Annotated in this window: 21 protein-coding genes; 8 read left to right on the top strand and 13 right to left on the bottom strand. The window is 75.3% G+C overall.

Features of this window, described 5'->3' with window-relative positions; all coding sequences use genetic code 11:
* Positions 1-31 precede the first annotated feature (31 nt).
* The 4 genes from RMN57_RS07795 to RMN57_RS07780 all read right to left on the bottom strand — a co-directional run bounded on the left by RMN57_RS07795 (position 32) and on the right by RMN57_RS07780 (position 2,908).
* Positions 32-673, bottom strand: coding sequence for a vitamin K epoxide reductase family protein (locus tag RMN57_RS07795; protein ID WP_313762652.1), 642 nt, complete (start codon positions 671-673; stop codon positions 32-34).
* Positions 670-1,464 (bottom strand): thioredoxin domain-containing protein, encoded by a 795-nt coding sequence (locus tag RMN57_RS07790; RefSeq protein ID WP_313762651.1) that lies wholly within the window; start codon positions 1,462-1,464, stop codon positions 670-672. The genes RMN57_RS07795 and RMN57_RS07790 overlap by 4 nt, the downstream gene beginning before the upstream one ends.
* Before the next feature lie 144 nt (positions 1,465-1,608).
* The gene (locus RMN57_RS07785; protein ID WP_313762650.1) at positions 1,609-2,271 is read right to left on the bottom strand and encodes a hypothetical protein; all 663 of its coding nucleotides are present in this window, start codon (positions 2,269-2,271) and stop codon (positions 1,609-1,611) included.
* A gap of 154 nt (positions 2,272-2,425) precedes the next feature.
* The gene (locus tag RMN57_RS07780; protein WP_313762649.1) at positions 2,426-2,908 is read right to left on the bottom strand and encodes an SRPBCC family protein; all 483 of its coding nucleotides are present in this window, start codon (positions 2,906-2,908) and stop codon (positions 2,426-2,428) included.
* A gap of 215 nt (positions 2,909-3,123) precedes the next feature.
* Here RMN57_RS07780 and RMN57_RS07775 point away from each other — a divergent pair, with 215 nt between their 5' ends.
* Positions 3,124-3,993, top strand: coding sequence for a DNA-formamidopyrimidine glycosylase family protein (locus RMN57_RS07775; RefSeq protein ID WP_313762648.1), 870 nt, complete (start codon positions 3,124-3,126; stop codon positions 3,991-3,993).
* 124 nt (positions 3,994-4,117) lie between these two features.
* Here RMN57_RS07775 and RMN57_RS07770 read toward each other — a convergent pair whose 3' ends face one another.
* Positions 4,118-4,972 (bottom strand): SAM-dependent methyltransferase, encoded by an 855-nt coding sequence (locus RMN57_RS07770; protein ID WP_313762647.1) that lies wholly within the window; start codon positions 4,970-4,972, stop codon positions 4,118-4,120.
* Positions 4,973-5,527: 555 nt separating this feature from the next.
* Between RMN57_RS07770 and RMN57_RS07765 the strand changes: the two genes are divergently transcribed.
* The 5 genes from RMN57_RS07765 to RMN57_RS07745 all read left to right on the top strand — a co-directional run bounded on the left by RMN57_RS07765 (position 5,528) and on the right by RMN57_RS07745 (position 10,868).
* On the top strand, positions 5,528-6,151 hold the full coding sequence (locus RMN57_RS07765) for a polysaccharide deacetylase family protein (protein ID WP_313762646.1): 624 nt from the start codon (positions 5,528-5,530) through the stop codon (positions 6,149-6,151).
* A gap of 160 nt (positions 6,152-6,311) precedes the next feature.
* Entirely contained in the window at positions 6,312-6,638 is a 327-nt protein-coding gene (locus tag RMN57_RS07760) for a hypothetical protein (RefSeq protein ID WP_313762645.1), read from the top strand.
* Between the two features lie 450 nt (positions 6,639-7,088).
* Entirely contained in the window at positions 7,089-8,168 is a 1,080-nt protein-coding gene (locus tag RMN57_RS07755; RefSeq protein ID WP_313762644.1) for a methyltransferase domain-containing protein, read from the top strand.
* 130 nt (positions 8,169-8,298) lie between these two features.
* Complete coding sequence (locus tag RMN57_RS07750) at positions 8,299-9,171, top strand: sulfurtransferase (RefSeq protein ID WP_313762643.1); 873 nt, start codon at positions 8,299-8,301, stop codon at positions 9,169-9,171.
* A 155-nt stretch (positions 9,172-9,326) separates the two neighbouring features.
* Complete coding sequence (locus RMN57_RS07745; RefSeq protein WP_313762642.1) at positions 9,327-10,868, top strand: M1 family metallopeptidase; 1,542 nt, start codon at positions 9,327-9,329, stop codon at positions 10,866-10,868.
* A 67-nt stretch (positions 10,869-10,935) separates the two neighbouring features.
* Here RMN57_RS07745 and RMN57_RS07740 read toward each other — a convergent pair whose 3' ends face one another.
* Positions 10,936-12,315, bottom strand: coding sequence for a condensation domain-containing protein (locus RMN57_RS07740; protein ID WP_313762641.1), 1,380 nt, complete (start codon positions 12,313-12,315; stop codon positions 10,936-10,938).
* 122 nt (positions 12,316-12,437) lie between these two features.
* Entirely contained in the window at positions 12,438-13,394 is a 957-nt protein-coding gene (locus tag RMN57_RS07735; RefSeq protein WP_313762640.1) for a hypothetical protein, read from the bottom strand.
* A gap of 151 nt (positions 13,395-13,545) precedes the next feature.
* Between RMN57_RS07735 and RMN57_RS07730 the strand changes: the two genes are divergently transcribed.
* Complete coding sequence (locus RMN57_RS07730) at positions 13,546-14,124, top strand: hypothetical protein (RefSeq protein ID WP_313762639.1); 579 nt, start codon at positions 13,546-13,548, stop codon at positions 14,122-14,124.
* Between the two features lie 17 nt (positions 14,125-14,141).
* Here RMN57_RS07730 and RMN57_RS07725 read toward each other — a convergent pair whose 3' ends face one another.
* The 3 genes from RMN57_RS07725 to RMN57_RS07715 form a co-directional block, all read right to left on the bottom strand.
* Entirely contained in the window at positions 14,142-14,954 is an 813-nt protein-coding gene (locus RMN57_RS07725) for a class I SAM-dependent methyltransferase (protein ID WP_313762638.1), read from the bottom strand.
* 112 nt (positions 14,955-15,066) lie between these two features.
* The gene (locus tag RMN57_RS07720) at positions 15,067-16,479 is read right to left on the bottom strand and encodes an MFS transporter (protein ID WP_313762637.1); all 1,413 of its coding nucleotides are present in this window, start codon (positions 16,477-16,479) and stop codon (positions 15,067-15,069) included.
* A 156-nt stretch (positions 16,480-16,635) separates the two neighbouring features.
* Positions 16,636-17,661: a hypothetical protein gene (locus RMN57_RS07715; RefSeq protein WP_313762636.1), complete on the bottom strand. Its 1,026-nt coding sequence runs from the start codon at positions 17,659-17,661 to the stop codon at positions 16,636-16,638.
* Between the two features lie 423 nt (positions 17,662-18,084).
* Here RMN57_RS07715 and RMN57_RS07710 point away from each other — a divergent pair, with 423 nt between their 5' ends.
* Positions 18,085-21,186: a BTAD domain-containing putative transcriptional regulator gene (locus RMN57_RS07710; protein ID WP_313762635.1), complete on the top strand. Its 3,102-nt coding sequence runs from the start codon at positions 18,085-18,087 to the stop codon at positions 21,184-21,186.
* Positions 21,187-21,358: 172 nt separating this feature from the next.
* Here the strand turns inward: RMN57_RS07710 and RMN57_RS07705 are convergent, their stop codons facing one another.
* From RMN57_RS07705 to RMN57_RS07695, 3 genes are all read right to left on the bottom strand, one after another.
* Positions 21,359-21,598, bottom strand: a complete 240-nt coding sequence (locus RMN57_RS07705; protein ID WP_313762634.1) for a hypothetical protein — start codon at positions 21,596-21,598, stop codon at positions 21,359-21,361.
* Positions 21,599-21,796: 198 nt separating this feature from the next.
* Positions 21,797-22,699, bottom strand: coding sequence for a dimethylargininase (ddaH, locus tag RMN57_RS07700; protein WP_345330168.1), 903 nt, complete (start codon positions 22,697-22,699; stop codon positions 21,797-21,799).
* 35 nt (positions 22,700-22,734) lie between these two features.
* The gene (locus RMN57_RS07695; protein WP_313762633.1) at positions 22,735-24,021 is read right to left on the bottom strand and encodes an MFS transporter; all 1,287 of its coding nucleotides are present in this window, start codon (positions 24,019-24,021) and stop codon (positions 22,735-22,737) included.
* Positions 24,022-24,023: the final 2 nt, after the last annotated feature.

Genomic DNA, 24,023 nt, shown 5'->3' with positions numbered 1-24,023 from the left:
CGCCCCCGCGCCGGCGGGGGCGGCGAGCCGGTCAGATCAGCGTGCTCCAGTAGTACCAGAACCGCTTGAGGATCATCAGCGCGATCACCGCGTACCAGAGCGCGGGCACCACCCAGTGGTAGCGGGCGGCCTCCCGGACGACCGGGCGCAGCCGGCGCCCCACCGGGATCACCCCGGAGCGCAGGTTGTGCAGGGTGGTGTACCAGAACAGCGGGATCATGGCCGCCCAGACCACCATGCAGTACGGGCAGAGCGCGCCGATCCGGTACAGCGCCTGGTACATCAGCCAGGTCACGAAGCCGATCCCGAAGACCGCCCCGGCCTGCAGGCCGAGCCAGAACCAGCGCCGGTAGGAGGCCCCCGCCAGCAGCCCGGCGCCGACCGCGATCACCACGGCGAAGCCGACCAGGCCGAGCAGCGAGTTGGGGAAGCCGAAGGCCTCGGCCTGGTCGCTGCGCATGATCGAGCCGCAGCTGATGATCGGGTTGATGTTGCAGTTGGGGACGTACGACGGGTCCTTCAGCAGCCGGATCTTGTCCAGCGTGAGGACGACCGACGCGAACAGCCCGACCGCCCCGCCGATCACCAGCAGGAGGGCGAACGGCCGGCTCGCGCCGTGGCTGCGGGCGCGGGCGGCCTCGGTGGAGGCGGTGGCGGTGGTGGCGGCGGTCATCCGGTCACCTGCTTGACCATCGCGGTGAACTGCTCGGGCGGGACGGGGGCGCCGTTGGTGAACACGTCGAGCTTGCGCCCGTCCAGCTTCACCGTCGGCGTGCCGGTGACGCCGCTCTTGTCGAAGGCCTTGTTCACCTGGTCGGCCCAGGGCAGGTAGGTGCCGTCCTGGACGGCCTTGACGAAGCCGTCCGTCTTCAGCCCGGGGACCTGGCCGGCGAGGTCGAGCAGGTGGTTGACGCTGCCGAAGCCGTCCTCGCGCTCGTCCGGCTGGTTGGCGTAGAGCACGTCGTGGAACTGCTTGAACTTGTCCACGCCCTCGTTGAGCGCCGCGCCGGCGGCGGCCAGCGCGGTGCGCGAGCCCTTGCCGCCGAGGCCCTGGTCCAGGAAGGTCGCCAGGTGGTACTCGACCTTGTAGGTGCCGGCGTCCGCCAGCTGCTGAACGGTCTTGCCGGTGGTCGTCTCCAGCCGCTCGCAGTACGGGCAGCGGAAGTCCTCGTAGACCTCCAGCGTGTGCGGGGCGTCGGCCCTTCCGTAGGTGATGACGGTGCCGTCGGCGCCGCTCGCGTTGGCGGGGACGACCAGCGGTCCGCCGGCGCCGGACCCGCCGCCCACCGCGAAGGCGACGCCCGCGGCGAGGGCGAGGACGGCTCCGCTCGCGGCGCCGACGACGGTCCGGCGGCGGATCCGGGCCGACCGCTCGGCGCGCTCGCGCTCCTCGCGCATCCGCTCGGTGGCGGCGCGGGCGGCGGCGTTCTCGGCGGGGCGGGAGGTGTGGGGCTGCTTGCTCATGGGGGTGTCGTCCTGTGCTCTCGGTCGGGTGCTCGGGCGCGGGACGGGGCAACGGGTGCCCGTCGGCGCGGAGCGGGGCGGGCGCGCAGGGGCGCGCGGCGGGACGACCGGCGGAGAGACCGCGGATGCGGGAGGCGGGGGTTCTCAGCAGGCCGGTGCGGGCACCGGCGGGCCGCGGCGAACGGCGGGGCTGAGCAGGACGTCCTCGGCCGGGATACGGACCCGACTGGCGCGCGGGAACGGTACCCGTGCCACCGGGCGGGCCGGGACGGGGGCGGCGATCAGCAGCAGCAGCCGGCGCCCGGCCGCGGCGGGGAGGCGCTGGGCGAAGTCGGCGAGGATGTGTGCCGAGCGGGCCAGGCCGGTCAGGGCGGCGTCGGCCCGGCGCAGCCAGAAGGCCGCCGCCAGCGCGATCGCCGTGTGCAGGGCCAGCAGCACGAGCACCCCGGTGGAGTGCGCGAGGCCGTGGCCCGCCAGCAGGCCGCCGAGCGAGCCGCCGCCGCAGAGCAGCGGTTCGAATCCGCGGGCGGAGCCCGGTGGGAGGGTGGGACAGGTGCTCTGGGCGACGTCGAACAGCACGCTCAGCCCGAGCTCCAGCGGCAGGAAGACCGCCGCGATCGCGGGGTAGCCGCGCTCGGAGCCGGCGAGGGCGAAGGCCACCGCGAAGACGGCGGCGCCGGCGACGGCCAGCGTGCCGAGCGGCAGCGGACGGCCGGTGACCAGCACCTGGCCGAGCCCGGCGAGCAGCACGACCAGCGCGGCGAACATCGCCGCGCGGAGCGTCCTGGGGGCCGGGTTCGTGGTCACAGCATTCGAGTCTGCCACAGGTTGAATCGTGGACGACCAGCCCGGCGGCCCGCTGTGAAGATCCTCACCACCTGCTCTGACCTGCGCTTATGCGCTGCTTACCCGGCCGGTGAGGGAGTGGCCCCGGCAGTGTGCGGCGGCCGGGCCGGGGTGGTCAGGCCGGTCCCTCGGCCTCCTCCGGCTCCTCCGGACCCGGGTCGGCGGCCCGCACCCGGGCCTCCACCAGCTCCCGGAAGTGCGCGAGGTCCGCCCGCACGGTCCGCTCGACGGCCCCGGCGAGCGCGAAGCCGCGCGGCCCGCCGAACGCCTCGTGCACCGTCTCCGGGTCGTACTCCACCCGGATCTGCACCCGGGTGTGCCCCCGGTCGAGCGGCAGCAGGGCGAACGCGCCCTGCAGCTGCGGGCCGTCCAGCGTCCGCCAGGCCATCACCCGGCCGCGCCCGCGGTCGGTGATCTCGGCCTCCACCTCCCAGCGGACCCCGTCGACCTCCACGCCGAGGTGCGCGAGGTTGCGGCCGTGCGGATGGGCGCTGCGCACCCCGTCGACGAAGGACGGGTAGTCGTGGACCCGGTGCAACTGCTCCCACGCCGCCAGCACGGGGGCGTCGACGTCGATCTGTTCCTCAAGCGTGCTCATCGTGGGGCCGGACCTCCTCGGACGGCCTGGAGCCTGACGTGTCGCGGCTCCCTCCAGCCTGCGCCCCGGGGCGCGCCCGGGCAATGGGCCGGCGGCCGGGGCCCGGCCCGGGGAGGGGGCAGGCCCCGGCCGCCGGACGCCGGCCCGGCTGGCCCGCGCCGCCGGCCCGATCCGGACGGTGGGCGGAAGCCGCCGGGCTGCGCGAGACTGGGCGCATGCCGGAGCTGCCCGAGGTCGAGGCCCTCACCGCCTTCCTGTCCGAGCGGCTGTCCGGGCGGGAGATCGCCCGGGTGCAGCCGGTGGCGATCAGCGCGCTCAAGACCTACGACCCGCCGGTGACGGCGCTCGAAGGCCGTGTGGTCGGCCCGGTCACCCGGCACGGCAAGTTCCTGGACATCGAGGCCGGCGGCCTGCACCTGGTCCTCCACCTGGCCCGGGCCGGCTGGCTGCGCTGGAAGGACCACCTGCCCGACGAGCCGCCGCGGCCGAGCGCGAAGAACCCGCTCGCCCTGCGGGTGCGGCTGGCCGGGGAGGCCGGCGACGGGTTCGACCTCACCGAGGCCGGGACCAAGAAGGGCCTGGCCGTGTACGTGGTGCAGGACGCGGGGCAGGTGCCCGGCGTCGCCCGGCTCGGTCCGGACCCGCTGGACCCGGGGTTCACTCCCGCGGACTTCGCCGCCCTGCTGCAGGGCGAGCGGCGCCGCCTCAAGGGCGTACTGCGGGACCAGAGCGTGCTGGCCGGGGTCGGCAACGCCTACTCGGACGAGGTGCTGCACGCGGCGCGGATGTCCCCGTACAAGCTGGCGTCGAGCCTGACCGAGGAGGAGACGGCCCGGCTGTACGAGGCGCTGGTCGGCACGTTGCGCGAGGCGGTCGAGCGCTCCCGCGGGCTCGCCGCGGGGGAGCTGAAGGCGGAGAAGAAGCTCGGGCTGCGGGTGCACGGGCGCACCGGTCAGCCGTGCCCGGTCTGCGGGGACACCGTGCGCGAGGTGTCCTTCGCCGACTCCTCGCTGCAGTACTGCCCGACCTGCCAGACCGGCGGCAAGCCGCTGGCGGACCGCCGGCTCTCGCGGCTGCTGAAGTAGCGCGGCGGGCCGCGGCCCGAGCCCCCGCCCGGTCCGCGGCACGGGCCCGCGACCGCGCCCGTTCCGTCCACGGCCTTCCGGGCGGCCGGGCCCGCCGGTCGTACGGCTACGGCTACGGCTGCGGTTACGGCTTCCGGGCGACGGCGCCCCAGTAGTAGGCGGCGTGCGGGTCGGCCGGCGGCTCGCTCTCCGGGTGCCAGGCCATCACCGGGGCGATGCCGGGCTCGATGAACTCCCAGCCGTCGAAGAACCGCTCGACCTCCTCGCGGGAGCGCGGCACCAGCGTCATCCCGCCGGCCCGGGCGGCCGCGGTGACCTTGGCGACGCTCTCCGGGTCGAAGTCCTGGGTGGGGTGGGTCAGCGCGAGGAAGCTGCCGGAGGGCAGCGCGTCGCGCAGCGCGGCGACCTTGCCCCACGGGTCGTCCTCGTCGGCGACCAGCATCAGGACGGCGATCATCAGCAGGCCGACCGGCCGGTCGAGGTCGAGGGTGGCGGTGAGCGCCGGGTCGCCGAGCAGCTCGGCGGGCTTGCCCAGGTCGGCGTGGATGTAGGTGGTGCGGCTGTCCGGGGAGGAGACCATCAGGGCCCGTGCGTGGGCCAGCACGATCGGGTCGTTGTCGACGTAGACCACGCGGGTGCCGGGGCTGACCGACTCGGCGATCTCGTGGGTGTTCGGCGAGGTGGGAATGCCGGTGCCGAGGTCGAGGAACTGGCGGATGCCGTACTGCTGGGCGAGGTGGCGCACGGCGCGCTTCTGGAACGCCCGGTTCTCCCCGGCCATCGCCTTGATGCTGGGCACGGCCTCCTCGATGGCCAGGGCCATGGCGCGGTCCGGCGGGAAGTTGGTCTTGCCGCCGAGCCAGAAGTCGTACACGCGGGCCGAGTGGGGGGTGGTGGTGTCGACGCCGAAGCGTTCCCACTGGCTCGGCTCGGCCTCCCGGTCGGCGGGACCGGCGGGGAAGTCCTGACTCGTCGTCATGGCCACGTCCTCTGAGTGCAGATCATCACACTGGGGATCGTCAGCGTAGCGGTCCAGGTCGGCGGGCGGTCACCGGGTGTGCGGGCGAGGGTGGTCGCCGTGCGCCCACCGCCGTCCGGTGTGGGCCGTCGGGGTGACGCTGGGGGCCGTCGGGGTTGCCCGTGGGAGGCGCGGAGGTGGACGGGGGAAGCATCGAAGATGCTGTCTGATCGTCAGATTACTTCGCGAAGGTTGCTGCTGGTCGCCGCCGGGATGTCGCTGCTGGGCGTCGCCGGCTGCCGGGGGGTCCAGGACGGGGGCGGGGCGCCGGAGGCCGGGGCCCCGGGCGCTCCGGAGACACCCGGAGCCGCTCCCGGCCCCGCCTCCGGGGCGCCGTCACCGTCCGGCTCGTCACCGGCGGGCTCGCCGTCGGCGCCCGCACCTCCGTCCGCCCCGGTGTCGTCCGCCGCGTCGGCGCCGCCCGCGTCGGCGCCGCCCGCGTCGGCGCCGCCCGCGTCGGCGCCGCCCGCGTCGGCGCCGCCCGCGTCGGCGCCGCCCGCCGCGGTGGGCGCGCCGGTGGCGGCGCCGCGGGTGCTGACGGCGGACGAGTCCAAGCCGGTGTACGAGCTCGACGCCCAGAAGAAGGTGGTCGCGCTCACCATCGACGACGGCCCGGACCCGCGTCACACCCCGACCGTGCTCTCCCTGCTGGAGCAGTACGGGATCCGGGCCACCTTCTTCCTGGTCGGCGAGAACGTGGCCCAGTACCCCGAACTGGTGCGGGAGATCGCCGCCCGGGGCCACCACATCGCCAACCACACCTGGACCCACCCGGACCTCCGGCAGCTCAGCGAGGGAAAGGTCCGCGACGAGCTGGAACGCACCTCGGACCTGCTGCACCGCACCACCGGGAGGCAGCCGACGTGGTTCCGGGCCCCGGGCGGGGACTGGTCCTCGGCCTCGCTCAAGGTGGCCGCCGACCTCGGGATGCGGAACATGGCCTGGTCGGTGGACCCGCGCGACTGGGCCCGCCCGGGCACGAGTGTGATCACCGACCGGGTCCTCAAGGACGTGCGTCCGGGCGCGATCGTGCTCAACCACGACGGCGGCGGCGATCGTTCGCAGACGGTGGCGGCACTGAAGGCGTACCTGCCGGTGCTGATCGACTCGGGGTACTACTTCACGGCGCCGCCGAACTGACGGAGCGTGAGGGGCGAATGCTACGGGTAGCGGGATTGATGGCTAAACCACTCGAACGAGTGGATTGGAAGAAGCGTTTCTGCGGATTTTGGGCTTCTAGGGTGATCTCGCACCAATTCCCCCGGTGCCGCTGAGTACCGCCCCGAAAGGCCCCTTCCCCATGCGTCTCCGCAACGCCACGATCGCCGCCGCCAGTGCGGTCGCCCTCGTCCTCGCCGTCCCCACCTCCGCCAACGCGGCGACCGGCGACTTCCTCTACAAGGTCGGCCCCGGAATCCCGGCCGGCCTGGCCGACCCGGCGAGCGGCGAGTGCATCAACCTGTTCGGCGCGACCGAGGCGAACCCGGCGTTCGCGCCCGAGAACTTCACCAGCTCGACCGCCACCGTCTTCCTCGACTTCGACTGCGACGGCGACGTCTTCTACGTCATGAACCCGGGCAAGCGGCTCGGCGACCGGCTCAAGCTGCGCTCTGTGGTGTTCTCCTGAGTCGAATTCGGGAGCTGTTCCGGCGAAGCCCGGGACAGTCCGGCGATCGGTGGAGACCGTTCCGGTGGCTCGACACCGGGAGCGGCCTTCCTCCCACCGATCGCCGGGCCGCCCGCCCGGATGCGCAGACCGGTGATCCTCCTCGTCGCTGATCCTCCTCGTCGCGCCGGTGCTCGTGACGGCCGGCTTCGGCGCCCACCGCGTGCTCGGGGGCGAGGGCGCCGCCTCCGCCCGGGCCGGTCGCGACCGGCGGGCGCACCGGCGGGCACCGGCCGGCGCACCGGGGACCGGATCGTCCCCGCACCGCTCTCCGTCACCGCCCCGGCGCTCCGAGGTGCCCCGGCCGCCGGGGCGGTAGCGGGCCCCGGCCGGCGGCGTGCCCGGGGCGGGGCTGCGGCGTAGCGTGACGAGGGGAGGGTTCGTGAAGGTCCCGCCGGCGGAGGAGGAACGATGTCCGTTCGGGAACCGGACCCGGCGAAACAGGAGGAGTTCGCGGGTCGCACGGTGCAGGTGCTGAACGACGCCTGCCTGGGATTCATGACGAGCCTCGGCCACCAGACCGGGCTCTTCGACACCATGGCCGGGCTCGAACCGTCGACGAGTGCGGAGATCGCCGACGCCGCCGGGCTCAACGAGCGCTACGTCCGCGAGTGGCTGGGCGGGATGGTCGTCGGCGGCTTCGTCGAGTACGACCCCGAGCAGGCCCGCTACCGGCTGCCGCCCGAGCACGCGGCCTCGCTGACCCGGGCCGCGGGCCCCGAGAACATGGCCGGCCTGATGCAGTACCTCGCGCTGATGGGCGAGGTGGAGCAGCAGATCGTCGAGGCGTTCCGCAAGGGCGGCGGCCTGCCGTACTCGGCGTACCCGCGGTTCCAGGCCCTGCAGGCCGAGGAGAGCGCCCGGGTCTACGACCTGGCGCTGGTGGACGGGATCGTCCCGCTGGTGCCCGGGCTGGCCGACCGGCTGCGCGCCGGCATCGACGCGCTCGACATCGGCACCGGTGAGGGCCACGCCGTCAACATCCTGGCCCGGGCCTTCCCGGCCAGCCGGTTCACCGGCGTCGACATCTCGGAGAAGGGCATCGGCGCCGCCAAGGCCGAGGCCGCCCGGCGCGGCATCGACAACGCCCGCTTCGAGGTCGTCGACTCGGCCGAGCTGACCGGCGCCTACGACCTGGTGACCGCCTTCGACGTCATCCACGACCTGGCCCGCCCGGCCGAGACGCTGGCGGCGGTCGCGGGGGCGCTGCGGCCCGACGGGATCTTCCTGATGGGCGACATCGCGGCCAGCAGCAGGCTGGAGGAGAACGTCGACCACCCGCTGGCACCGGCGCTCTACGCCTTCTCGACCTTCTACTGCATGACGGTCTCGCTCGGCGAGGGCGGTGCGGGGCTCGGCACGGTCTGGGGCGAGCAGACCGCCCGCCGGATGCTGGCCGAGGCCGGCTTCGGCTCGGTGGAGGTCAAGCAGGCGGAGGGGGACGTGCTCAACCTGTACTACCTGGCGCGCCGGGACGGCGCCGCGGCGTGACCGCAGCGGGGCGGCCGCCGAGGCGGCCGGGGGGCCGGGGGCGCGGTACGGCGTGCCCGCGGGTGGCCCCGCCGGACGGTCGGACGTAGGTTCGAAGGTGTCCGGGCTCCGCACGTGAAGGAGGGCGGCGATGACCGGCAGCGGCTACGCGCACCCCGAGGCCCTGGTCCCCACCGAGTGGCTGGCCCGCCACCTCGACGACGGGACGATCCGCGTCGTCGAGGTGGACGAGGACACCACCGCGTACGAGCAGGGGCACATCCCCGGCGCGGTCGGCTGGAACTGGACCACCGACCTGCACAGCCGGGTGGGGCGCGACTACACCGACCGCGACGGCGTGGAGCACCTGCTGCGCGCGGCCGGCGTGGAGGACGACACCACGGTGGTGCTCTACGGCGGCAACAACAACTGGTTCGCGGCCTACGCCTACTGGCTGATGCGGCTGCGCGGCTTCGAGCCGGTGAAGCTGCTCGACGGCGGGCGGAAGAAGTGGGAGCTGGAGGGCCGCGAGCTCACCGAGGAGGTGATGGACTACCAGCACAGCGGCTACCGGCTGGCGGGGCCGGAGCACCCCGAGGTGCGGGCCCTGCGCGACGAGGTGCTGGCCAAGGCGGAGGTGTTCGCCAAGCCCGGTTCGGACGCGGTGCTGGTGGACGTCCGCTCGCCGGCCGAGTTCCGGGGCGAGGCGCTGGCGCCCGCGCACCTCCCGCAGGAGCAGGCGCAGGTGCCGGGACACATCCCCGGCGCGGTGAACATCCCCTGGTCGCAGGCGGCCAACGACGACGGCACGTTCCGCTCGGCGGACGAGCTGCGGGCGCTGTACGGCGGGCAGGGCGTGGAGTCCGAGCGCGAGGTGATCGCCTACTGCCGGATCGGGGAGCGCTCCGCGCACACCTGGTTCGCCCTGACCGAGCTGCTCGGGTTCCCGCACGTCAAGAACTACGACGGCTCGTGGACCGAGTACGGCTCGCTGGTGCGGGCGCCGGTGGCGCTCGGGGCCTGATACCGGCCCGGCGGCCGGCGCCGCGTGGCGGGCGGGCGGCCACGCCATTTCGGCCTGTTTCTTCGCATGAACATTTCAGAAGACAGGAGTGCGCCCGGGCTCACCGGGACAGGGATCGTTGCGACCCACTGTCCCAGTGACCCTGGAGGACCACCGTGCGCAAGAGGCTGATCGTCTCTGCTGCCGCCAGCGCTCTCGCCCTGCTGCTCGCCGTCCCCGCCTCCGCCGCCCAGGCCGGACCGGGCGCCGCGGGCATCGGCGACGCCTACTACCCGAACGCCGGCAACGGCGGGTACGACGTCTCGCACTACGACCTGCGCCTCAAGTACCAGCCGGCCACGGACGAGCTGGAGGGCACGGCGACCATCCTGGCCACCGCGACCCAGGACCTCACCCGGTTCAACCTGGACTTCGTGCTCGGGGTGAAGGAGGTCCTGGTCAACGGGCGCACCGCCAAGTTCGCGAGCACCGGTGAGCAGGAGCTGGAGATCACCCCGGCCCGGACGCTCACCAGGGGCAGCACGCTGACCGTGGTGGTCCGCTACGCCGGCAAGCCCGGCGAGGTGGAGCGCGGCGGCTACTCCGCCTGGCTGCGCACCCCCGACGGCGGCGTCGCGGCGAACGAGCCGGAGGGCTCGGCCTGGTGGTTCCCGAGCAACGACCACCCCACCGACAAGGCCACCTACGACGTCTCCGTCCTGGTGCCCGACGGCACCCAGGCGATCAGCAACGGCCGCCTGGTCGGCCAGAGCTCCAAGGCCGGCTGGACCCGCTACAGCTGGCGCGAGACCGACCCGCAGGCGACCTATCTGGCCACCCTGGCGATCGGCAGGTTCGACATCCGCACCGACACCACCCCGAGCGGGCTGCCGGTCACCACCGCGTACAGCAAGGACCTCGGCGACAACGACGGCGCGGCGCGGGCCAGCGTCGAGCGCACCGGAGAGCTGGTGGACTGGCTGAGCGAGTACTTCGGCCCGTACCCGTTCAAGTCGGCCGGCGGCTACGTGCCCAACGTGCCCACCGGCTACGCACTGGAGACCCAGACCCAGATCTTCTACAGCCCGGCCCAGTTCGCCCGCGGCTCCAACACCTCGGTGGTGGTCCACGAGCTCGCCCACCAGTGGTACGGCGACAGCGTCTCCGTCCAGCGCTGGAGCGACATCTGGCTCAACGAGGGCTTCGCCCGCTACTCGCAGTGGCTCTGGTCCGAGCACGAGGACGAGGGCACGGCGCAGGAGCTCGCCGACTACGTCTACGCCACCTACCCGGCCGGCGACGCCTTCTGGACCGTCAAGCCCGGCGACCCGGGCCCGGACCACCAGTTCGCGGGCGCCGTCTACGACCGGGGAGCGGTGGCCGTGCAGGCGCTGCGCAACGCCGTCGGCGACGAGAAGTTCTTCCGGATCCTGAAGGGCTGGCCGACCGAGCGCCGCTACGGCAACGCCACCATCCAGCAGTTCCAGGCGTACGCCGAACGGATCTCCGGCAAGCCGCTCGCGGAGCTGTTCCAGACCTGGCTGTTCACGCCCGCGAAGCCGGCCGTCTCCTCCGCGGGCGTCCCGGCGGCCGTGGCCGCCGCGGCCCCGGGCACGGGCGCGGCGGGTCTCGCGCCGGGGGCCGGGGAGCAGCCGCAGGAGCCCAAGTCGTGGAAGAAGATCCAGGAGACCAACTCGGTGCACGAGCACCGGCACTGACCGGCTGGCGGTGCGGGGCGCCGCCGGGAGGCGCCCCGCACCGCGTGCCCGGGTTCGGAGTCGGGCCCTACGCCGGGGTCATGGAGCGGGCCTCGGTGACGATCAGGTCCTCGATCCCGTAGAGGAACCGCTCCATCCCGGCCCGGGGCAGCACCGAGCCGTCGGCCGTGAGCGCCAGCCGCAGGGCGTCCGCGGTCCGGAGGGCGTCCAGGGCGTAGGTGAGCCCGGGGCGCGGCTCGAACTCCCGGGGCCAGTCGAGGGTGGTCCGGGTGAGCGCCTCGGCGAGGGTCTCGCCGGCGGCCGCGCCCCCGGCGGGTGCGGCGGGGGTCATCGGCAGCAGGTCGCGGGTGTCGTTGACGATGCACGAGCGGTCGGCGAGCGGGCCGTGCTCGGCGGTCAGCCGGGCGATCTCCTCGTCCAGCAGACGCTTGTCGAAGTACGCGTGCCGGTAGGTGGCGATGGCGGCGGCGTGGGTCCGCCGGACCAGGGCACCGAACTCGCCCCCGACGTCCGGGAGGTGGAGCAGGCCGTCGCCGGCAACCACGCTCACCGCGTGGGTGAGCCCGGGCAGGAAGCGGTTGTCGACGATGACCTGCAGGACGGCGTCCGACGATCCGGACAGGCGCGCCGTCATCGCCGCGACCGCGGCGAGCAGGACGGAGGAGCCGCTCGCCCGGTGGCCGGCCGCGACGAGGTCGACGGCGCGCAGCAGCGCGGGCGAGTCGAGCACGGCGTTCGGGAAGGGCGGCGCCGCGTCCTCCGCGGCCGGCGGGAAGAGCCGCGGCGGGCCCGAGCGCAGCTTGCGCAGGGCGTGCGCGCGGGCGTTGGCGTCGCGCCGCAGGCCGCGGGCGGAGGTCTGGAACTCGGCCTCCTCCAGCGGCTGCCGGGCCGGCCGGCGGTCGCGGATCCCGGCCGGCGGCGCCCCCAGGGAGAGCTCGGTGAGGTCCGCCACCAGCAGGCCCATCCCGGCACCGTCCACCGCGGTGTGGGAGAGCACGAGCGAGATGTGCCGGACGGCGCCGTCCTGCTCGACCAGGCCCACCCGGATCGGCCACTCCCGGGCGCAGTCGAACGGCAGCGCCGCCAGCTCGTCGTGCAGCGCGGCGCCGGCCGCGGCCGCCCCGTCGGCGCCGCCGTCGGCGCGGCGGAGGTGCACCGCCAGCCGGCCCGCCGGGTCGACGGTCTGCCGCAGCCGGCCGTCCGCGTCCGGGTGGAGCCGGGTGTGCAGCGAGTCGTGCAGGTGGAGCAGTTGCTCCAGGGCGCCGAGCACCACCGGGAGCGGCAGGCCCGGGTCCAGCGGGGCGGCGGTGGTGATGTTGTAGCGCGGCGCGTCGGCGGGCGCGAGCCGGCGGACGGCGTCCCAGACGGCCTGCTGGCCCCAGGTGGCCGGCCCGGTGCCGGACCGGCCGGACGAGAAGGTGATCTCCAGCTGCTGACTCGTGGTCACGTGTGCTCTCCGATGTGCGGTTCTGGACGCGGTCGGTGCCGGTGCGTGGGGAGCGCAGGTGTCGTCGGGGAGCAGTCTGGCGCACCGCCGCCCGGGCGTCGAGAGCCGGGGCGGCCCGCCGGTCAGAGCCAGCCGCGCTCCTTCGCGCGCAGGGCGGCCTGGAACCGGGTGGCGGCGCCGAGCCGGCCCATCAGCTCGGCCACGTGGGCCCGGTACTTGCGGACGGACATGCTGAGCGCGCGGGCGGCGGTCTCGTCCTTGTCCTGTTCGGCGAGCGCGCGCAGGACCAGTGCCTCGGTCGCGCTGAGGCCGAGCCCGTCGAGGTCGGCGGCGCGCGCCCACATCCGCTCGAACAGGTCGACGAGCATCGACACGATCCCGGACTGGCGGATCATCAGGGCCGCCGTCTGGTCCGGTTCGAGCCGGACGAACGCCACCCGGCGGTTGATGACCAGCAGCGGGGAGAACGGCTCCGCCGTCACCCGGTGCAGGTCGCCGAGCCCGTGCCAGTGCCGGGCGTAGGCCAGCTGGTCGGGCAGGCCCAGGGCGGCCGTGCCGACCAGCGTTCGGCTGGCCATGCCGCTGGCCAGCAGCCGGCGGTAGCGGCTCTCCCAGCCCTCCTCGTGCAGCGGGCTGCGCGGCAGGTGTTTGGCGTTCATCGTCTCGGTGCGGTCGAGCATCGCATTGACCAGCCGGTTCACCTCCAGGCCGTCCTCGATCCGCTCGACGAGCTCGACCGGACGGCCGCGGCGCGCCTCCTCGGCCAGGTCGCGCACCACGTCGAAGGCGGCGTCGATCCGGGACAGTTCGCGGGTGGTGTGCTCCACCCGGCGGCGGACTAGCAGGTCGACGGCGGCCGCGGGCGGCAGGGGGAGGCCGCCGGCGTCGACCACGCCCAGCGCCTGCAGCTCGGCCAGCACCGCTCGCAGCAGCCGCTCCGGCAGCCCGAGTCCGGCCGCCGCGGCGGGGTCGGCCGGGCCCGGTGTGCGCAACAGGTAGCGGTAGAGGCGTTCCTGGTCGCGCGTCAGCCCGAGGTTCTCCAGGCTCATCGATCCCCCGATCCGTGCAGCTTCCTGCACGGAGTCTTGCACCTTCTCCCTCTGTCGGGCGCCCGCGCGCGACCGCGAGGATGGGCCCGGCACGCCGGGCCGGACGCCGTCCGCGCCCGCTGCCGGACAGCACCGGGTCGCTCCGACCCCGAACGTACGCACAGCAGAGGAACCACCGCCCATGGGTTACATCCGCAGCTTCGTCCCGTGGATCGCCGTCGCCGTGCTCACCGGCACGGTCGACATCCGCTGGGCCGCCCTCGCCGGCCTCGTCCTGGCCGTCGGCCTCGTCATGGTCCAGCGCCGGGCGGGCCGCGGCTGGGACGCCCAGGTGATCGAGGTCAGCGCCGTCGTCTACCTCGCCGGCTTCACCGTCGCCGCCGTCCTCGCGCCGCACTCCGCGGCCGTCGCGCACTACGGGTCGGCGCTCTCCTCCCTCTGGCTCGCCGCCACCGCCTGGGGCTCGCTCGCCGTCGGCCGGCCGTTCACCCTCGGCATCGCCCGTACCCAGGTGCCCGAGCAGCTGTGGCGCAGCCCGCTGTTCCTGCAGGTCAACCGGACCATCACGGCCGTGTGGGCGGTCGCCTTCACGCTCTCCGGCGCCGGCGCCGCGCTGCTGCGCCACTACCGGCCGGACGACTCCTCGTCCCGCACGCTGCTGACGATCGCCGCGTTCGTCATCCCGGTGATGTTCACCATGCGCTACCCCGAGATCGCCCGCACCCGCCACGCGGCCGCCCGCGGAGCCGTCGCGGAGTGACCGGCCGGCCGGGGGCTTCAGGCCCGGTCGGCCGTGACCAGGTGGTAGTCGATCAGGCCGTCCTTCCAGGCCGTCAGGAAGTGACGCGTCCAGTGGCCGGGCGGGACGGTGTCCTCCAGGTAGCGGTCGAGGCCGGGCCAGACGTCGGCGCCGACGGACTCGGCGGCGACGCCGGTGAACCCGGCCGCGGCGAGGTCGGCGGTGAAGGGGCCGAGCGGGTGGGCGACGTCCAGGCCGTCGGCGAAGCTGCCGAGCAGGATGGCCAGGCGCTCGGCGGCGTCGGGGCCCTCGGCGGTGAAGAAGGTGGTGACGACCAGGCGGCCGCCCGGGCGCAGGACCCGGGCGGCTTCGTGGGCGAAGCCGGTGAGTTCGCGGAAGTGCTGGGCCGCCTCGACGGAGTAGAGGCCGTCGAGGGCGGCGTCGGGGAAGGGGAGTTCGTCGGCGGCGCCGAGGGCGTAGGCGAGCCGGTCGGGGTAGGTGGCCAGGGCTTTGGCGTTGACGGCCCGGGCGCGCTCGATCTGGTCCGGGTGGATGTCCACGCCGGTCACCGCGGCGAAGCGGAACTCCCGCAGCGCCAGGGCGGCGCCGAGCCCGCGGCCGCAGCCGACCTCGGCCAGTCGCAGCCGCTCGTGGGGCTCCGGGAAGCCCCGCAGCACCCGCCGGTAGAGCTGCTCCTGGCTGCGCACCCGGTCCTCCGGGCCGAGGGTGGTGAGGTCGATGCCGCTCCAGTCGCCGAAGTTGATGAAGCCGCCGGCGAAGCTGGCCGCCTTGGACAGGTCGTCCACGCCGTAGGTGCGGCGCACGGCTGCGGGAATGCGGTCCTGGTTCATGGGCTGCTCGGCTTCCTCGTCGGTCGGTGCCCGGCCCCCGGGCGATGACGTACGTACCCAAACCGGTACGCGTCCGAACACGCCCTGTGACGGGTGGGGCGCGGGTGCCGGATCAGCCGGCCGACCGCGGCGGCGTCGTGGTGCGGGCCGTCCGGGAGGCGCGGGCGACGACGAGGAGGAAGAGGCCGCAGGCCGCCACGAGCAGCCAGCCTGGGCGGGAGGCCCCGGCGAGGCCGGCCGGGTCGGTGCCGGCGACCAGGGCGCCCGCGACGGCGATCCCGACCGCCGAGCCGAGCTGGCGCGCGGTGGAGGTGATCGCCCCGGCCACGCCCGCACGGGCCGGCGGGAGCCCGCCGACCGCGGTGTTGGTGATCGGCGCGTTGGCGAAGCCGAAGCCGATGCCGATCAGCAGGAGGGCGACCACCAGCAGCGGGGTGGCGGTGTCCGGGCCGAGGACGGCGAGGCCGAGGCCGCCCGCGGCGGTGAAGGCGCCGGCGAGCAGCAGCGGCGGCCTGGGGCCGTGCCGCGCCACCAGGGTGCCGGACCACGGGGCGCAGACGGTGGCCCCGAGGGCCATCGGCAGGGTGGCCAGGCCGGTGGCGAGCGGCGTCCAGCCGCGGGCGTGCTGGAGGTAGAGGGTGTTGAGCAGCAGGGCGGCGCTCAGTGCGGTGAACACGGCCACCGCGCCCAGCGCGGCCGCGGCGAACGGCGGCCGCCGGAACAGCCCGAGGTCCATCAGCGGTTCGGTGCGGCGCAGTTCGACCCGGACGAACCCGGCGGTGGCCAGCGCGGCCAGGGTGCAGCCGGCCACGGCCCAGGGCGAGGTCCACCCGAGCCGGGGGCCCTCGATGAGCAGGCCGACGACGGTGCACAGGGCCACGGTGAGGAGCGCCTGGCCGGGCAGGTCGAGCCGCCGGGTGCGCTCGCCGTGGGACTCGGGCACGTACAGCGCGACCAGCACGAGGGCGGCGGCGACGACCGGGGCGTTGATCCAGAACACCGACCGCCAGCCGAGCGCCGCGATCAGCGCGCCGCCGGTGACCGGGCCCGCCGCCAGGCTCAGCCCGAACACCGAGGCCCAGATCCCGATCGCCCGGGCCCGTTCCCTGGGGTCGGGCAGCGCGGCCACGACGATCGCCAGGGCCACCGGGCTCAGCATCGAGGCCCCGATGCCCTGGAGGGCCCGGGCCGCCACCAGGACGCCGAGCGACGGGGCGACCGCGCAGGCCAGGGACGCGGCGCCGAAGACCAGCAGCCCGCAGCGGAACACCCGCCGCCGCCCGAAGCGGTCCGCGAGCGCGCCGGAGCCGATCAGCAGGCTGGCCAGGACGACCGTGTAGGCGTCCACGACCCACTCCAGGCCGCGGGTGCCGGTGCCCAGGCCCTCGCCGATCGCGGGCAGGCCGACGTTGACGATGGTGGTGTCCAGGCCCACCAGGAACATGCTGAGTGCGCAGACGGCCAGCACCGTCCAGCGCCGGCGCGCGTCCGATGCAGGTGGCGCCGCCGCGATCGTCGTGGTCAAGGGTGGTCCTCCGGTCCGTGACGGGGTGTCGCCCCATGCTCGGACGGCCCGGCGGCCCGGGCCCAGAGAGTTTGCCGCGACAGCAAATCGGCTTTCTGCAATGCGCCTCACGGGGCGCCGGCGGTCGGACCCGGCCGGGCGGTCGGCGGAGGGTGGTCAGCAGCGGGCGTCCCAGTGGTGGAGGGCGGCGAAGGCGGCGGTGCGCTGGGCGGCCGTGGTGCTCCCGGGGGCGTCGGTCAGCAGGTAGTCGGCGACCGGGGTGAGCAGCAGCGTGGCGTCCGGGGCGGGCAGCAGTCGTGCCTCGTCCCAGTCATGGCGGAGGACCGTGCGCCGCAGCAGGCTGCCGTGCCGGGCGGGCAGGCGGTGGGCCGCGGCGGCCTCCGTGCGGCGGCGGTGCTCGGGGGCGAGCTCGGCCTCCAGGGCGGCGCGGACCGGGGCGAGCCGGCCGAGCGGGGTGTGGGCGGCGGCGAGGTCCAGCAGCGCGGCGGCCTCGGGGGCGACGCGGTAGGCGGCGATGACGGCGGCGGTCTCGTCCGGCTCGAAGGGCTGCGCGGCGAGCGCGGCGACGTCGACCACGTCGTCCGGGCGGAACGCCCGGGTGAGGCCCTCCTCGGCGAGCGCGATCAGGCACTCGACGTGGTCGTCGGCCACCAGGTACGGGCGCACGGGCACGCCGGCGCCGTCGCCGGTCAGGGCGGCGGTGACCAGCCGGACCCGGTACCACGGGTCGACCAGCGGGTCGTCGGCGGGCCAGTGGACGGTGACGGCGGTGTGGTGCGGGCGGTCGCCGAGCAGGGTGACCTCGATCCGCTCCACGGGGTGGTCGGTGACCAGCCGGACCACCGCCTGCCAGAGCGCGGCCTCGCCGGGGGCGACGAGGTCGAGGTCGTTCTGCGGCCGGAGGAGGCCGGGCGGGTAGTACCCGGCGAGCGGCAGCCCGCGGATGGCGCGGATGCCGGTGGCGCGGGCGAGGTCGCGGGCGAGCCGGGCGTAGTGGTCGGCGCGGGCGCGGGCGCGGCGGAGCTCGGCGCGGGCGGGCTCGCCCATCCGGACGTCGTCGCGGGCGAGGGAGGAGAGCACCAGGTACGGCAGGCGGCGGCTGGCGCGGGCGCGGCGGAGCAGTTCGGCCGGCCCGTCGGCCGGGTCGACGTCGAGCAGGTGGTACAGCAGTGCGGTGTTCACGGACGTCCGCCTCCGAAGATCTCGTCATGGCCCGATGCCACCGGCGGCCGACGGCGGGGCGGGCGGATCCGGGGCCCGGGCCCCCGGCCGTCAGGGCGGCGGCCGGGGCGGGGTGTGCCGACCCGAGGCACAGCGGCCTTGGGCGGTGGGGGAGTTCGGGGCGCGGGGGTTCTCCCCGCGCCGGGGGTCAGGGCGGTGCCGGGGCCGGGCCGGACCGTCCCCGGCGGCCCCCGGCACGGTCCGATTCTGCCGGGTGGGGTTCAACGTCCGGTCACCGCACGCTCAACGGTGTCTCGACACCGGGCGTGACGCTGTGATTAATAGGTGGCACAAATGTGACGTGTGCACGAGCGGGGGCGGGCACGGTCCGGGGTGGCTGGGGGCTGGATTTTGGGCGATCTCCGTTTTTCGTTACTCGGTCTGATGCGCGCTCACCGCGGCGCGGCGGTGCTCAAGGTGGGCAGTCCGCAGCAGCAGGCCATGCTGGCGGTGCTGCTGTTGCGGCCCGGCCGTGCGGCGAGTGCCACCGATCTGATCGCCGCACTGTGGGGCGAGGAGCCGCCGAACGCGGCGATGACCACCGTGCGCACCTACGCCTGGCGTTGGCGCAAGATCCTCGACGAGGGCGCCGAGGGCGGTGCCGGCGGGGAGGACCGGACCGCGCCGAGCGTGCTGGTCTCGATGGGCGACGGCTACCGGCTGCTGCTGCCGAAGCTCGCGGTGGACGCGGCGGAGGCCGAGTCGCTGGCCGCCGAGGCCGAGCGGACCGCGGCGGCCGGACAGCCGCTGCGCGCCCGCGACCTGCTCAACCAGGCCCTCGACCTCTGGCAGGGCGAGCCGCTGGCGGGCATCCCGGGGCCGTTCGCGGAGCGGCACCGGCAGCGGCTGGAGGAGCTCCGGCTGACCCTGCTGGAGGAGCGGATCGGCCTGGACCTCGGGCTCGGCCGGTACTCGCGCTGCATCCCCGAGCTGACCGCGCTCACCACCGAGCACCCGCTGCACGAGCGGGCGTACGGGCTGCTGATGCGCGCGCTCTACCAGGCCGGGCGGCAGGCCGACGCGCTGGCGGTGTTCCGGGGTGTGCGGCAGTTGTTCCTGGCCGAGCTGGGGGTCGGGCCGGGCGCCGAACTGGAGCTGCTGCACCGGCGGATCCTGGAGGGCGACCCGGCGCTGGCCGCGCCCGAGCAGGCGCGCGCCGAGTCCGCGACGGTGGGGAGCGCGGTGCCGGCGGCGCCCGCCGCCGAGGCCGGGCCGGCGGATCCTGCGGCGGAACCGGAGGGGGCCGGCCGGGCAGCCCGGCCGGCCGCCGTGCCGCGCCCGGCCCAACTCCCGCCGGACGCAGCCGACTTCACCGGCCGGACGGCGACCGTCCGGGTGCTGGACGAGGCGCTCGGCACGCCCTCGGCCCAGGCCCTGGTGGTGGCCACGGTGGTCGGCATGGGCGGGGTCGGCAAGACGGCGCTGGCCCTGCACGTCGCGCACCGCGTCCGGGACGCCTACCCGGACGGCCAGTTGTACGTGGACCTGCGCGGCTCCGACCCCGTCCCGGCCGACCCGGAGGCGGTGCTGAGCGGGTTCCTGGTGGCGCTCGGCGTGGCCGCGGACGCGGTGCCGGACGGGCTGGACGCCCGCTCCGCGCTGTTCCGCTCGGTGGTGGACGGGCGGCGGCTGCTGATCGTCCTCGACAACGCCAAGGACGCCGCACAGATCCGGCCGCTCCTGCCGGGCGCGGTGGGCTGCGCGGTGCTGACCACCGGCCGTACCCGGCCGGCCGGGCTGCCCGCCACCGTCCAGGTCGACCTGGACGTCTTCCAGCCCGACGAGGCGCTGGACCTGCTCGGCCGCACCATCGGCGCGGAGCGGCTGGCCGCCGAGCCCGAGGCGGCGCTGGAGCTGGTGGTGGCCTGCGGGCACCTGCCGCTGGCGGTGCGGATCGTGGCCGCCCGGCTGGCGGCCCGGCCGGGCTGGACGGTGGCGACGCTCAGCCGCCGCCTGCAGGTGGAGCGCCGGCGGATCGACGAGCTGCGGATCGGCGACCTCGCCGTCGCCGCCGCCTTCGAACTGAGCTACCGCCAGCTGACCGCCGACCAGGCCAGGGCCTTCCGGTTGGTCGCCTCGGTGGACGGGCCGGACATCGGCCTGCCGGCCGCCGCCGCGCTGCTCGACCTCGACGAGTACGACGCGGAGGACCTGCTGGAGGCGCTGGTGGACGTGGCGATGGTGGAGTCGCCGTTCCCCGGCCGCTACCGCTACCACGACCTGCTGCGGGCGTTCGCCCGGCGGCGGCCGGCCGAGGGCGCCGGTCCCGGCCCGGCGGACGGCGAGGCGGAGGCGCCGGCCGCCCGGGACCGGCTGCTGGACCACCTGCTGGCCACCGCCTGCACCGCGTTCCAGCACGCCGTGCCGGGCGACCCGGCGGCCGGCGCGCTCGGCCCGGCCCGGTCGGCGGGCGTGCCGCTGGCCGGCCGGGAGGCGGCGCGCGAGTGGGCGGCGGCCGAGGGGGCGGGTGCGGTGGCGCTCGCCGCCCAGGTCGCGGCGCTCGCCGCCGGCCGGCCGGCCGGGGCCGGGCAGGACGGCGCAGCCGCGGTGGAGCCGGCCGGGCCGGGGGGTGCCGACGGGCAGGCGCTGCGGGCGGCGATCGACCTGCTGATCGCGCTCACCCCGTTCGTGCTCACCCCGCCGAGCCGTCAACTGGCCGCCACGGCGGAGGCGCTGGCCGCGGCGGCGGCCCGGAACCAGGACGCGCGCGCCGAGGGGCGGGCGCACTTCCTGCGCGGCAACGTCGCGCTGGCCGCGACCCGGCTGGACGCCGCCGAGGCGGCCTCCCGGCAGGCGGCCGAGCGGGCCCGCGCCGCGGGGGACACCGTGATCCTGCGGCAGGCGCTCAACGACCTGGGCCTGATCTGCCAGTTCCTCAGCCGCTTCGACGAGGCCGTGGACCACTACGACGAGGCGCTGCTGCTGGCCAACCGGCTGGGGCACCGGTCGGGTGCGCTGGTGACGACGGTGAACGCCGCACTGGCCAGGGTCCGCAGCGGCCGGGCGGACGAGGCGGTGGCGATCTGCCACGAGGTGCTGGCCGAGCTGAGCACCCGGCAGGACGATCCGGGCCGGGCGTACACGCTGTACGTCCTGGGGCTGGCGCTGCACGGGCTGGGCCGGCACGAGGAGGCGGTCACCTGGTTCGGCGAGTGCCTCGCGGTGGCGGTGGCGGCCGGCCTGCGGGACCGGGCCGCGCACGCCCGCTACCGGCTGGCGGACAGTCTGCGCTCGCTCGGGCGGGCGGAGGAGGCGCTGGAGCAGGCGGGGCAGGCGCTGGAGCTCTGCGAGGAACTGGGCGCGGAGCGGGACCAGGCGCAGGCGCTGGTGGTGCTGGGCCGCTCGCTGGCCGAGCTCGGGCGCGGGGCCGAGGCGGGTGCGCGGCTGCGGCAGGCGTTCGAGATCTTCCGCCGGCTGGGGCTGCCCGAGGCGGCCGAGGTGGCCGGGCTGCTGCGGGAGCCGGAGTTCGCGCTGGCCGATCCGTAGCGGCCGGACGGGCTCCGCGGGGCCGGGCGGGCGGCTGGGCGGTCGGCCGGGTTGTCTGCCGGGCGGACCGCGCAGGAACGATTCTCTGCGGTGGGCCCGGCGATCCGGGTGGGCCGGGCGGACCGCGGCGGGTCGGGGAGTGTGACGGAACGGGTCGGGACGGCGCCGGTGCTCAGGAGCCGGTGCTGTTCCAGTCCCCGTGACCGCCGCCGTTGCCCGGGTCGGTGGTGCCGGTGCCCGTCGAGCCGGTACCGGTGGACCCGGTGCCCGTGGTCGTCGTGGTGGTGGTCCGGCCGGTGCCGGCGGTGTCGTCCGCCGCCGCGGTGCCTGCGGTGCCGAGGGCGATCACCAGGCCGAGGCCGGCGGCGGCCAGGCGGATCCGGGTGCTGCCGAGGACCGAGTGCTTCGCCATGACGTCTCCCTAAGGTGTCTTCCCTGCTGGGAAGGGGTCTTCCGGGCTGATGGGACCAGCATGGCAAGCGGCGTTCAACGGCCGATCGACGCACGAGCAGCGTGCGTCGACCGGCCTCGTTGATCGGCCCGTCGACCGTTCGTCGACGCGCCCGGCCACCCGTCCGGGGCCGGCCCCGCGGGCCGTCGGGGGACCGGCCTACTCGCGGATCTCCAGCGTGCAGCACTTCACGCTGCCACCGCCCTTGAGCAGCTCGGAGAGGTCCATCGCGATCGGCCGGAAGCCCCGCTCGCGCAGCCGGGCGGCCACTCCGGTGGCCGGCTCCGGGTGGATGACGTGCAGGCCGTCGCTGACCACGTTGAGCCCGAACGCCTCCGCGTCCGCCTCGTCCACCAGCACCGCGTCCGGGAAGAGCTGCTGCAGCACCCGCCGGCTGCCCGCGGAGAACGCACCCGGGTAGTACATGATCTCCTCGCCGTCGAGCACGCTGAGCGCGGTGTCGAGGTGGTAGAAGCGCGGGTCGACGAGGTCCAGCCCGATCACCGGCCGGCCGAGGAACTCCTGCGCCTCGGCGTGCCCGGCGGAGACGCTGCGGAAGCCGCGCCCGGCGAGCAGGTAGCGGCCGGTCAGCAGGATGTCGCCCTCGCCCTCGTTGACGTGCGCCGGGTCGTGGGTGGCGAAGCCCCGGGCGCGGAACCACTCCAGGTACGCCGGCCCCTCGGCGGCCCGCTCGGCGTTGCGGAACCGGGCGCCGAGCACCCGGCCGTCGACGACGGTGGCGCCGTTCGCCGCGTAGACCATGTCGGGCAGGCCGGGCAGCGGGTCGATCAGGTCGACCCGGTGGCCCAGTTCGCGGAAGAGCCGGTACAGCCGCTCCCACTGGGCCACCGCGAGGCCGGTGTCCACCGGCTCGGCCGGGTCCATCCACGGGTTGATCGCGTAGCTGACCTCGAAGTGGGTCGGACGGCACATCAGGTACCGGCGCGGGCGGGCGGCGCGGGCCGCGGCGGCGGGAGCACCGGAGGCGTCGGTGGCGGCGTCGGCCGGGGTGGACGCGGTGCTGGCGCTCGCGCCGGGACGGCTCAGCGTGGTGGCGGTCATGGCAGGCTCCGGAGGACGAGGGTGGGAGGGACGGGTCAGGAGGAGGCGGGGCGCTCGGGGAAGTTCCGCAGGCCGCGCAGCGGGCTGGCCAGCAGCACCCCGCCGGCCGACATGAGCACGCAGGCCATGATCCAGATGGTGGTCCGGGCGCCGAGCACCTCGCCCAGCCAGCCGCCGAGCAGGGCGCCCAGCGGGATCGCGCTGAAGTTGACGGTCGAGGCGCTGGCCCGGATCCGGCCGATCATGGCGGGCGGGCAGTACGCCTGGTAGAAGCTGCCGGCGATGACGTTCCCGGCGATCACACCGCAGACCGCGACCGACCAGGCGACCGCGCTGACCGCCAGCGGCAGCCGCTCGCCGGCCAGCGGCAGCAGGAGGATGAACGGCGCCACCACCAGCTCGCAGAGCAGCAGTCCGCGCGCCGTGCCCAGCCGGCGGGCGATCCGCCCGGCGAGCGCGGCCCCGGCCAGGCCGCCGATCGACACCACCGCGAAGACCGCGCCGACGCCGCCGGGCGTCACGCCCACGCTGCGGACCAGGAAGACGGTCTGCACCGCCTGGATGCCGTTCAGGCCGAGGTTGCCGACCGCGGCGAAGGAGGCGAGCGTGCGCAGGTACGGGTCGCGGACCAGGAACCGGACGCCCTCGCCGATCTCGCGCAGGATGCCGCGCCGCTCGGAGGCCGGCGGCGGCTTCTCCTCGGTCTCGATGGTGGCCACGCAGAGCGCGGAGACCAGGTAGGTGACCGCGTCGGCGAGCAGCCCGCTGGCCGCGCCGAACACCTGGGAGAGCAGGCCCGCTACACCGGGCCCGGCGATCTCGGCCGCGGACTCCCCGGAGCGCAGCTTGACGTTGGCCTCCAGCAGGTCGGGCTTGGCGACCAGCGAGGGCAGCGCGGCGCTGTAGGCGGTGGAGAAGAACACCTTCACCGACCCGGCCAGCAGCGCCACCGCGATCAGGTGGGCCATCGTCAGGGCGTCGAACCAGCCGGCCACCGGCACGCTGCCGAACAGCACCAGCAGCAGCAGGTCGCAGACCAGCATCACCTTCAGCCGGGGCCAGCGGTCCACCCAGGCGCCGGCCAGCAGGCCGAGGAAGAGCCAGGGCACCCAGGCGGAGGCGGTCAGCACGCCGACCATGAACGGGCTGGCGTCCAGGGTGACGACGGCGACGAGCGCGAGCGCGACGTTGCCGACGGCGGTGCCGAGGCCGCTGGTGGTCTCACCGATCCAGAGCTTGCGGAAGTCGCGGTGCGCCCAGAGGCCCCAGCGGCTCTTCGGCCGGTCCGCCTGCGCGGGCGGCTCGACGGAGACAGTGGTCATGA

This window comes from Kitasatospora sp. CM 4170, assembly GCF_032110285.1.
In the GTDB taxonomy this organism is placed as follows: Bacteria; Actinomycetota; Actinomycetes; order Streptomycetales; family Streptomycetaceae; genus Kitasatospora; species Kitasatospora aburaviensis.
This window is presented reverse-complemented; position numbering and strand designations above follow the sequence as displayed.